Raw genomic sequence first — 10,554 nt, forward strand, 5'->3', positions numbered from 1 at the left:
AAATCCCGCTGAACCTGCTAGCTCCCCTCTCCCAAGGGGTGAGGGCGCAGAGGATCGGCCCCACCGGCTTGCCTGTAGGGGATCCCTGTCACACCTATCCCCGTGTCCAGGGGGCTGGGATCAGGATCCCCGGCAGAGAAGGGATTCTCACCTGCTGCATGGGTGAAGGTGTCGATGGCGGCGGGCTTGTGCGATCCTAGAGCTGGGACTTCCCGCCTGCTTCGATACTTTTCCCATGACTGCCCTCGACTCCTCGCGCCTGCTCCAGCCCAGAACGGCCTCTGTTCACCGTCGCACTGGAGAAACGGATGTCCAAATTCATCTGAACCTGGATGGCAGCGGGCGCCATGAGATCGATACTGGGATCCCCTTTTTGGATCACATGCTGGCCCAGCTCAGCACCCACGGGTTGATCGATTTGCAGATCAAGGCCATAGGGGATCTGCACATCGACGACCACCACACCAACGAAGATGTGGGCATCACGCTGGGACAGGCTCTGGCGCAGGCTTTGCAGGATCGGCGGGGCATTCATCGCTTCGGCCATTTTTGGGCGCCTTTGGATGAAGCCCTGGTGCAGGTGGTGCTGGATTTTTCGGGTCGCCCTCACCTCAGCTATGGCCTGGAGCTGCCCACAGAGCGCATTGGCCGCTACGAAACCCAGTTGGTGCGGGAGTTTTATCAGGCGGTGGTCAACCACGCCCAGCTTACCTTGCACATTCGCCAAGCTGCCGGCCTCAATGCCCACCATATTGTCGAGGCCAGTTTTAAGGCGTTTGCCCGCGCCCTGCGCATGGCCGTAGAACGGGATCCCCGCCGACAAGAAGGGATCCCTAGCTCCAAGGGGGTTCTGTAGCCGTGCGGTGGCTGCAGGGGGTGTTTGCCTTGGGCCTAGGACTGGCGACAGTTTTGGCTGGGCCGGGCCGGGCGTGGAGCGCAGAGCGCTTGGGGGTGTTTCTGCCGCCTTTGATTGAGTTCTCTTTGCCCGTGGAGGATCTGGCCCGGTTTGCCCACAATGGCGCGGTAAGCCGGCAGTTGGATTTTTATCTGCGGCGGCTCACGCCAGAGCAACAGGCAGCTTTGGCGGATTTGCTGACACGTAATTTTGACCTTGACCAGGTTACGGTCAGCCAGTTTACCTACTCTGCGATTGGCGAAGATCTGCTGCGGCGGTTGACCCTAGTATTGCATGGAGATGGAGAAGCAGAGTTTTATGCATTGCGGGCGGCATTGATCCTGGCGGCAGGGGATCCCGAGGGGCTGACGTTGGTGAATGTGTTGCGCCGCTACCCGCTGGAGAAGTTGCAGATCGATCTGGATATGAGCATTCGCTTGGTGCGAGAGGCCGGTCAACTCTTCCGCCAGCGGGATCTGGTGATCGCAAGGCTGCGAGAAGAGGCCGGGCGGAAAGCTGAGTGGGCATCTTCCAGCGCTTCTCTCAGCATGGCAGCCCAAGACTCAGCTCAACCTCACCTTAGCCCCGAGCAGCCGGGTGAGTTGGAGTGGCAGGTGGAGCGCTTCCAGTTGGTCAACCCTTGGCGCGATACGCCTGTGTCGGTGGAAGTCTATCTGCCGGAGGGGAAGGGGCGTATCCCCTTGGTGGTGATCTCCCACGGCATTGCCTCTGACCGCAATACCTTTGCCTACTTGGCCCGCCATTTGGCTTCTTGGGGGTTTGCGGTGGCGGTGTTGGAGCATCCGGGCACCGATGTGGAGCGGGTGCGCAGCTTTTTGTCAGGGTTTGGCTCTTTGCCGGGGCCCTATGAGTGGGTGGCGCGGCCCCAGGATATTTCTCTGCTGTTGGACGAGCTGGAACTCAGGGCACAGCAAGATCCCAGCCGCTGGGGCAGGCTGGATGTAAAGTCGGCAGGACTGTTCGGCCAGTCTTTGGGGGGATACACGGTGTTGGCGGCAGCAGGGGCTGCGCTCAATCCAGCCCGCTTGCAAGAGAACTGCCAGACATCCCATTCCTTGGAGCTGACCCTGAATGTTTCTCTGTTGTTGCAATGTCGGGCGATAGAGGTGTTCCAGGCTTCCAACCTGGCCGCGCAGGCGGGGCAGTTGGCAGATGCGCGCATTCAGGCGGTGTTTGCCCTCAACCCCCTCACCAGCACGGTGTTTGGCCCAGAAGGGCTAGGCCAAGTGGGGATCCCGGTGATGATAATGTCGGGCAGCGAAGATTACTTTACCCCCGCCCTAGCAGAGCAGATTGAACCCTTTACCTGGCTGGGATCCCAGCAGCGCTATTTGGCGATAGTGGAGGGATCCACCCATTTCACCTTCCTGGGTGGGGGTGGCCAGGGGGCCTTCCCGGTGCCGCAGGAGTTGATCGGGCCAGATCCCCAGTCAGCTCGCCCCTTGCTCAAGGGCTTGGCCACTGCTTTTTTCAAAACCTACCTGGCGGCGGGATCCGACTCCGGCGGGTTTTCTGAGTATTCGACTTATCTCAACTCTGCCTACGCCGAATCCCTGACCCCAGCACCTCTACGCACCACTTTGATTCGAGACTTGAGGCCAGAACGGATCCAACTGGCCTCGTTCGCGACGGCGGTGCGGAGCACTTTCCCGTGAGAAGTGTCTTGAGCTGAGGAGCTGAGAAGAGGGCTGGCTGCTATCTTTTCGGATTATTCCCTTTGGTTTTGCTGAATCTCTGCCCATGCTGCTGTTGCTGACCAATCTGAGCGCCGTTTTGCTGTTTTTGCTCTGCCCCTGGTGGGTGCTGAGGCGGGAGTTCGGCGGCACAGGGGTGCTGGCAGGAACCTTTGGCCTCATCGACCCGCAGCAGTTGGGGATCCCGGATACTTTGGCGGTGGGTTGGATCCCAGGGTTGAGCTGGGCCTGGGTGCTGTTGGCGCTGTTGTCGTGTCTGGCCCTGGGGATCAAAGAGCGGCAAGTGCGGGCCCGCTGGCTGTACAGCTTGGGGGTGGGCGGTCTAGTTCTGTTTGGGCTGGGCTTGCTCTGGTTTTATGGGGCAGTGGGGGCGGTGAACAGGGCGGCCCTGGCGGAAGGGATCCCGCCAACTCGGTTGCCGTTGCGGCGGTTCAGCCCTTCTTTGGCCAGCTATGCCAGCTTTGCCTATGCCCTGCTGCTGTTGCTGCTGGGGCGGCTGCAGTTGCCGGGGGGAAAAGCCTTTTTGGTGCGGCGGCGGCAGATCATCGTCCCCCTGACTGCCTTGGGGGCGGCGGTGGCAGCAGGGGCGGTGGTGGTGGGGTTGCTGCGGCCCGGCCTGGGCTCCTCGCCCGATTCGCCTTTTTTTGTAAAGCTAAGCACCAAACTGGACTTGATCACCTACACCTTTCAGGTGCTGTTTAGCCCCATCACTCATCTGCCCGGGTTGTTCCAGAGTTTGCTGCTGGCCACTCCTCTGATTTTTACGGGGTTGGCGGTGGCCTTTGGCTTTCACGCGGGCTTGTTCAACATCGGCGCGCCGGGACAACTGACGATGGGAGCCATTGCCACCATGCTGGTGGGGGTATACCTGCCGGGGCCAGGTTGGCTGACTTTGCCCCTCTCGGTTTTGGCGGCGGCTGCCGGTGGAGCCCTTTGGGGTGGGATCCCCGGTTGGCTCAAGGCCCGCTTCGGCACCCACGAGGTCATCAACACGATCATGATGAACTACATTGCCGCCTCAATCTTCTTGTTTTTAATTTCGGCCAACCAGTACCGTTTTTTCGGCTATCCGGTCACTTTGCCCTTCAAGGCCCCCGGCCCAGAAGCCCGTAGCTACGAAATTCGCCCCGAATCGCGGCTGCCCTCGCTGCTGGAGTTGCTGGGGCTACAGGGATCCGGCCCCGGGACGCTGTCTTGGGCTTGGCCCTTGGCCCTGTTGGCCGGGGTGGGGTTTTACCTGCTCTGCAGAGGCTGGCCCCTGCAAAGACGATGCATCGGATCCCTGGCGGCAGGGCTGGGGGGATATCTGCTGGGGGGCATCTTGCCCGGTTGGCCGGTGGAGGTGCCCACAGGGTTGGCCGCCATCCGCTTGAACGGGGCCTTTTTGATTGCGCTGCTGGCGGTGGCAGTGGTGAATGTCTATCTGTGGGGAACCTTGGAGGGCTATGAGCTGCGGGCCATGGGCTTTTCTCCCAGAGCGGCAGAATATGCCGGGGTGGACTTGGGCCAAAAGCAAATCTGGGCCATGGCCATCTCCGGCGCCTTGGCGGGGCTGGCTGCAACCCACTATGTTCTGGGGGCCGGCCTCGAAGAATACCGCCTCAAGCAATCCTTGCCTGCCCAGGTCGGTTTTGATGGCATTGCGGTGGCCCTGATGGGGCAAAACTCTCCTCTGGGCATCGTCCTCACAGCACTGCTGTTTGGGGTACTCTTGACGGGGGGGCTGCGGCTCAATCTGGAATTGGGGATCAGCCGAGAATTGGTGACCGCTCTACAAGCTTTGATCGTCTTGTTCATTGCAGCAGGTGGCCTGTTGCCCGGCTATTTCACGGATCCCTTGCAGGCAGCCCAGGTAGAAATGGACTGCGATGAACGCTCAACTTGAGTACCCCTGAGCGGAGATCTCGCTTGCGCTGGCGTTGCAGAGCACTATGGCAACTCTGTTTTGGGCTTTGATCCCGGCTACCCTGCGCTCCACCACCCCTCTGTTGCTCACGGCCTTGGGGGGCATGTACTCGGAACGCAGTGGCGTGGTCAATATTGCCCTGGAAGGGATCATCTTGTTTGGGGCTTTGGCGGCGGCAGTGACCACCCAACGCCTGGAGGCTCCCCTTCTGGCCCAGACTCCAGCAGCCCAGGTGGGTTGGATCCCTTGGGTGGGTCTGTTGGCCGGCGCCTTGGGGGGAGTGGCCATTGCCTTTGTGCATGCGCTGATGTGCATCCGCTACAGAGCTGATCAAATTGTCAGCGGCACCGCCATCAACCTGTTGGCCATGAGCGTGCCTTCGCTGGTGCTGCAATCCTTCTACGGCAACACCACCAACTCTCAGGAAATTGTCAATCGGCTGCCGTTATGGCATGGGTTTAGCCCCTTGGTGTACCTGGCCTTTCTGTTGGTGCCGATCTCCTGGTGGTTGCTGTTCAAAACGCCCTGGGGCTTGCGGCTGCGAGCGGTGGGAGAGCATCCTCAGGCTGCTGCCACCATGGGGGTGGATGTCCTGGGTATGCGCTACGCGGCGGTGCTGCTCTCCGGCTTGTTGGGGGGCCTGGCGGGGGCTTATCTTTCCATCGGCTTTTTGAACCAGTTTGTCCGCAACATGTCAGCAGGAAAGGGCTTTATCGCCTTGGCAGCGATGATCTTCGGCAAGTGGCATCCCTTCGGGATCTTGGGCGCAACGCTGTTGTTTGGAGCCACCGACGCCCTGGCCATCCAACTGCAGGGAGGAGATGTGATGCCGCCCGTGTTGATCCAGGCTTTGCCCTTTGTGTTGACGATGGGGGTTCTATCGGGAGTGCTGAGCCGCACCCGCCAAACCCGCCCGCCGGCTGCCCTGGGCAAAATCTACAGCAACTGAAAGAGAGCCGAGAGACAACCCTTTCTAGCGCACAGTCATGATGGTCATCTCGATTCAAACTAGGACACTGCACCCACACCTAAAACGTTGGTCGCGTCGGCGTTGCGGAACAGTAATGCACTCGGCCAAAGGCTTTCCTCAATAGCCCAGGCATCTCACCCTAGACTGAACACCGCAGTCTAGAAATGGTCTAGAAACAGCTTAGAAACCCTCGGAAAGGCAGAGGGGCGCCAAGATGGGCTCCGGGGAACTCCCCAAAACAGGGATCCTCTCATGGGCAGCAATATCAAACTGGCTCGGTTGCTGGCTTTGGCGGCAGTTAGCGGTTGATCGGGGTCGATTGTACGCCCCTGCTGGGTACGCTAGTTCTGGACGCGATTCTCGGTGTGGGCCTGTTGGCTCCCGCCTCAGCAGTCCAGATGGGGCAAAGTCTGTCCGGTAGGGATCCCCATTTAGGTTTATTCTGGACTTAGCCATCTTTCCAGAGTTGCACCTCAGCTTGTGCGGGATCCAGAGTCGAAAATGGTTTCACCCTATCGGGATTCCGGCAGTTGCCAACCCTGGAGGCTCTTGTTCCGAGCAGTCGGTAAATCTATGTTAGGGGGGGGATGAAAACCATGGACATTGATCTTCGTCCGCTGATCGTTTTGTCGCCCATTGTTTTGGTGGTTGCCTGGGCTGCTTACAACATCATCAAGGCTGCCATCAAGGGGGAGGCCAAGCTCTTCGGCGAAAAAGGCAACAACCCCTTTGGCAGAGGGGGGAGCTGAACGTGCGGATCCGCTCACAGCCGGCAGGCTCAGTATGCTAGGTGAGGAGACCCAGGCAGCGGTAACGCCCTCCGAGGGGACAAGCCCAAAATCCGCTGATGTGATTGTCATCGGGGCGGGAGTGGCCGGCTTGGTGTGTGCAAGGCAACTGCTGCGGGCAGGGCTCCAGGTTCTGGTGCTGGAAAAATCGGCAGGCTTGGGCGGGCGCATGGCCACCCGTCGAGTTGAACATGCTGGACAAACGGTGCCGGTGGATCATGGAGCTCAATACCTGACCGCCGACTCGGATGGCTTTCATCGCTGGGTGAAGGAGCTGCTGGGCCTGGGGCTGCTGACGGAATGGACACGCTCGCTGCATGTGCTGGATCGAGAAGGGCTGCGCCCGGAGGATCCCAACGATGAAAAACCGCGCTATATCTGCCCTCAGGGCATGACGACGCTGGCCAAACACCTGGCTGCCCCGCTGTCGGTACACACCCAAACTCGTGTGGTCAGCCTCAAACCTTTGGTAACCACCTGGCAATTGAAAGCGGAGAACGGCCAATGCTACGAGGCTGCTGCCTTGGTGGCGACAATCCCGGCCCCCCAGTTGCTGCCTTTGCTCCGCGAAGGGATTCCCCCGGCTGATAACCTGTTGTCTCTGCTGGGATCCGCCCAGTATCAACCCTGCCTTGCGGTTTTGGCGGGCTACTCCGAGAACATACCGCCACCGCCCTGGAAGGGGATCAAGTGCTTGGAAGATCCAATGTTGGCCTGGCTGGGACTGGATAGCAGCAAGCGCCTACAGCCACTCTCGCCCGTGGTGGTCTTGCATGGGGGAGCGGAGTGGTCATCTCTGTACCTGGAGGCCAGCCCACCTGAGCTGGAAAAGGCCGGTCGAGAATTGCTGGCCCACGCGGCCCAACGGCTGGATCCCTGGCTGGCTTCGCCACAATGGATGCAGGTGCACCGTTGGCGCTACGCATTGCCTTTGGAAACCACGGGATTGGCCAGCCTAAGCACCCGTATTCCCGCCGCTGAGGGATTGCCTTTGGTTTGTGCCGGCGATTGGTGCGCCGGGGGTCGCATAGAGGGGGCTTGGCTCTCAGGGCAAGACGCTGCCAAAACCCTGCTTGGAATGCTTTCCGGGAAATGAGGGGATGCAGAGGGTATGCACGGGCCGACTCGGTCGGCAGGGGAAATGCCTGGCCTGGCGCAGGACGGAGATGACGGCAAGACCACTGGGAGGGCAGGCTGAGGGCCGCCGAGAATTTCCACCCTCTGGGCCGGGGAGTGTGCCAAGCTGAAAGGGTGGATCCCCTGGCAGATGCTCTCCTCTCCACTCATGTCCAGAATCTGTACAATCTACCGCCGTGCGCAATTTGCCGCCAGCCATCGGTACTGGTTGCCCGAACTCTCAGAAGCCGAGAACTTAGCCCGCTTTGGCCCCAATGCCCGTTTTCCCGGCCATGGCCACAACTATGTGCTGGAGGTGGGCATGAGTGGTGAGGTGGATGACTATGGGATGGTGCTCAACCTCTCGGAGGTGAAGCAGGTGATCCGGCAGCGGGTGATTCAAGATCTCAACTTTGCTTATCTAAATCAAGCTTGGCCGGAGTTTGCCCAAACCTTGCCCACTACCGAGTTTATCGCTTACGTGATTTGGCAACGCCTGGCCGATGCCTTGCCCCTAACCAGCGTCCGTCTGTACGAAGATCCTGAGCTTTGGGCCGAATACCGAGGAGAAGCCATGCAAGCCTACTTGACTGTTGCCACCCATTTCAGCGCCGCCCACCGCTTGGCTCTGGATCACCTGAGTTTTGAAGAAAACAGCGCCATCTACGGCCTCTGTGCCCGTCCCCACGGCCACGGCCACAACTACGGCCTGGAGATCACCGTCAAGGGATCCATCGACCCGCGCACGGGGATGATCGTGGACTTGGCGGCCCTGCAGCGGCTGATCGAGGAGCAGGTGGTGAAGCCGCTGGATCACACCTTTTTGAACAAAGACATTCCCTACTTTGCCCAGGTGGTGCCTACTGCCGAAAACATCGCCCTCTACATCCAGCGGCTGCTGACTCTGCCCCTGCGGGAGCTGGGGGTGCAGTTGCATCGGGTTCGCCTGCAGGAGAGTCCCAACAACAGCAGCGAGGTCTACGGGGAGTTTCCGCTGGAAGAGCTGCTCAACTCCTCAGAAGGACAAGATGTGGCTTCTTCCGCTTCTGGCAGCCGTATTGCCATGCAGGGCTGATGCGGCCATCATGTTGGATCTGGTTAAGCTGAGCGGGCAAATTCCTGCGTTCACCCGGCACCTGCAACAGGAGTCGAAAGCCAGCCAAGAACGCCTCCGCCAAGCCTGGCAAGTTTTCGAGCGCTGGCAGCAGGAGCCGCAGGTTTGGCAGTCCCGCTGGGTGGAGTGGGGATCCCATCTGTCGTTTGTTTGCGCCAGCCCCGCCGAGCCGCCGGAAGCCTGGGGATCCCTGCCCAAGGTTGAACCTCTGCAGGGGCGACACACGGTGGTGGCCACGGATGGATCCCAGATTTTGCCCAGCCATCACGAGATTGCCTATTGCTCGCTGATCAATGTTGGGCGCGTGGTTCTCCACTACGGCACCCAGGAGTGGCCGCTATTGGACAGCCAGCCCCTGCTGCTGTATGGAGATGGGCCCCTTGCCCAGCAAAACCGCTCAGACTCCCCTCTCTCGGAACCGCGGGCAGAAGGGTTGCCGAGCGCCCCCCTTAACCGGCGAGACTCTCGCCCACGGCGCACCCCAGGTGAACGCAACCCCGGCAGCGGAACGGAGCCTTCGTTGGGGCCGGAAGAGGTGCTGGCCTTACGACGCTCCCGAGCAGAACTGGAGGAGCTGGCTCGTTTGGCCCTGTCGGTGCCCCGTCGCCGCACCACGCTGGCGCTCCTGGATGGATCCCTGATCCCCTGGGGACTGGAACCTCTGTCCCAGTCGGCCCGGCGCCCCTGGTTGGATCCCATTCTGGCGACCTTGGAGCAGTTGCGGGCGGCCCGCATTCCTCTCGTGGGCTACATCAGCGCCTCCCGCAGCAGCGAAACCCTCAACTACCTGCGCTTGGGGCTGTGCCCGTACCTGGGCTGTGACTGCTACCGCTACTGTCCCGGCGAGAAGTCTCCTCCCTGCCATCCCTTCGCCCCCCTGGCAGACCGCGTCTTTTGGGGATCCCTGCTGCAGCCGGGAGAGCGCAGCCCCCTTTGGCGCAGCGGCGCCAGCGTGTTGGACACCTTCGGGGAACACCACGTCCACTGTTGTTACCTCAATGTTGGCGAGGGATCCCTGGGCCAAGCCGAAATTGCTCGCCTGGAGTTTCCCGCTTGGGTGGTCCAGGATGCGGAGTTGCTGCAGCGGGCTCTGGCAGGGGTGCTGAGCCAAGTGCACAAGGGCTTTGGCTACCCCATCGCCTTGGCGGAAGCCCATCATTTGGCGGTGGTGAGAAGCGGGGATCGGCAGCGGTTTTTTGCCTTGATCGAGCAGGAGCTGCTCCGGGCCGGCCTGCGCCACGTGGCCGTCTCCCGCAAGGAAGCCCAGAAGCGGAGTGGCATTGCGTAAACTACCCGACCCTGACTGCTTCGCAGTACAGGGCGGGCTTAAGGCCTCCGGCCCGCTGGCGCGAACGGTAGCCCTGCAGTTGGCAAGCCAACCACGTTCGCGAAGCGAGCCGTAGGCTTGACCTCTAGGCTGGTTTACGGCAGCCCCCAAGAGCGCAATCACCTTCGCACCGTTAAAATCCGCATCCCCTTCCCAACCGCAATGCCCGCATTTGAACTGCTTACCCTCGCGATAGGATTGAGCGGAGTCGGGATGAATATGCAGGCACTTGTGGCAGATCTGCGAGGTATAGGCCGCAGGGACAACTACCACTTTGACACCCGCCCTCACAGCCTTGTATTCGATAAACCGCCGCAGCTGGTAGAACGCCCAGCTATTGCTACGCCGCCGCTCCTCACGACTGCGGGGCTGTTGATTGGTGCGTTCTCGAATGCCGCTCAAGTCCTCAATTGCAATGCAGGCAGAAAGAGATTGAGCTGCTTTAACGATGCGCTTAGCGATACTGTGGTTCACCCAAGCTTGAAAGCGTCTCTCTTTGCCAGACAGCCGTTGCAGCAGTTGACGGCATCGCCGCCTGCAACTGCGGGTGCCCTTACTGGCCTTGCGCTGAAGAGACGCTCTTAACCGACAGTAGTGATCTCGGACTTTGTTCAGCTGCTGTCCATTCCAGTTGTCTCCTTCGGAGGTATGTGCAATGTCTCGCCGTCCCAGGTCAACACCAATCACCTTGTCGGTGTTCTGGTGCTTGGGGGGCTCTGCCTC

At 60.5% G+C, this 10,554-nt stretch carries 8 protein-coding genes and 1 pseudogene; 8 read left to right on the forward strand and 1 reads right to left on the reverse strand.

Annotation, left to right across the window (positions count from 1 at the left end; genetic code table 11):
• Nucleotides 1–235 precede the first annotated feature (235 nt).
• From hisB to ACVWZ1_RS09700, 8 genes are all read left to right on the forward strand, one after another.
• Nucleotides 236–856, forward strand: a complete 621-nt coding sequence (hisB, locus tag ACVWZ1_RS09665; protein ID WP_011432314.1) for an imidazoleglycerol-phosphate dehydratase HisB — start codon at nt 236–238, stop codon at nt 854–856.
• A gap of 2 nt (nt 857–858) precedes the next feature.
• Nucleotides 859–2,571, forward strand: a complete 1,713-nt coding sequence (locus ACVWZ1_RS09670; protein WP_414357443.1) for an alpha/beta hydrolase — start codon at nt 859–861, stop codon at nt 2,569–2,571.
• Nucleotides 2,572–2,656: 85 nt separating this feature from the next.
• Nucleotides 2,657–4,495 (forward strand): ABC transporter permease, encoded by a 1,839-nt coding sequence (locus ACVWZ1_RS09675; protein ID WP_414374197.1) that lies wholly within the window; start codon nt 2,657–2,659, stop codon nt 4,493–4,495.
• 46 nt (nt 4,496–4,541) lie between these two features.
• Nucleotides 4,542–5,465, forward strand: coding sequence for an ABC transporter permease (locus tag ACVWZ1_RS09680; RefSeq protein WP_414357441.1), 924 nt, complete (start codon nt 4,542–4,544; stop codon nt 5,463–5,465).
• 617 nt (nt 5,466–6,082) lie between these two features.
• The gene (locus ACVWZ1_RS09685) at nt 6,083–6,235 is read left to right on the forward strand and encodes a photosystem II protein Y (RefSeq protein WP_457387433.1); all 153 of its coding nucleotides are present in this window, start codon (nt 6,083–6,085) and stop codon (nt 6,233–6,235) included.
• A gap of 34 nt (nt 6,236–6,269) precedes the next feature.
• Nucleotides 6,270–7,370 carry an NAD(P)/FAD-dependent oxidoreductase gene (locus ACVWZ1_RS09690; protein ID WP_457503254.1) on the forward strand — a complete coding sequence of 367 codons (1,101 nt, stop codon included), beginning with the start codon at nt 6,270–6,272 and terminating at the stop codon, nt 7,368–7,370.
• Nucleotides 7,371–7,559: 189 nt separating this feature from the next.
• A complete protein-coding gene (locus tag ACVWZ1_RS09695) occupies nt 7,560–8,465 on the forward strand; it encodes a 6-carboxytetrahydropterin synthase (RefSeq protein ID WP_011432318.1) in 906 nt (301 codons plus the stop codon).
• Nucleotides 8,466–8,475: 10 nt separating this feature from the next.
• A complete protein-coding gene (locus ACVWZ1_RS09700; protein WP_457503255.1) occupies nt 8,476–9,792 on the forward strand; it encodes a DNA double-strand break repair nuclease NurA in 1,317 nt (438 codons plus the stop codon).
• Between the two features lies 1 nt (nt 9,793).
• On the opposite strand, the pseudogene ACVWZ1_RS09705 reads toward ACVWZ1_RS09700, so the two are convergent.
• Nucleotides 9,794–10,554: pseudogene (locus ACVWZ1_RS09705) on the reverse strand (RNA-guided endonuclease InsQ/TnpB family protein); the annotation flags it as partial.

This window comes from Thermostichus sp. MS-CIW-25, from assembly GCF_054060015.1.

Excerpts from the sequence above, each read along its gene's own strand:
- ACVWZ1_RS09700 (WP_457503255.1), top strand. The coding sequence starts at position 8,476 with ATGTTGGATCTGGTTAAGCTGAGCGGGCAAATTCCTGCGTTCACCCGG.
- ACVWZ1_RS09695 (WP_011432318.1), top strand. The coding sequence starts at position 7,560 with ATGTCCAGAATCTGTACAATCTACCGCCGTGCGCAATTTGCCGCCAGC.
- ACVWZ1_RS09675 (WP_414374197.1), top strand. The coding sequence starts at position 2,657 with ATGCTGCTGTTGCTGACCAATCTGAGCGCCGTTTTGCTGTTTTTGCTC.
- hisB (WP_011432314.1), top strand. The coding sequence starts at position 236 with ATGACTGCCCTCGACTCCTCGCGCCTGCTCCAGCCCAGAACGGCCTCT.
- ACVWZ1_RS09690 (WP_457503254.1), top strand. The coding sequence starts at position 6,270 with ATGCTAGGTGAGGAGACCCAGGCAGCGGTAACGCCCTCCGAGGGGACA.
- ACVWZ1_RS09685 (WP_457387433.1), top strand. The coding sequence starts at position 6,083 with ATGGACATTGATCTTCGTCCGCTGATCGTTTTGTCGCCCATTGTTTTG.
- ACVWZ1_RS09680 (WP_414357441.1), top strand. The coding sequence starts at position 4,542 with ATGGCAACTCTGTTTTGGGCTTTGATCCCGGCTACCCTGCGCTCCACC.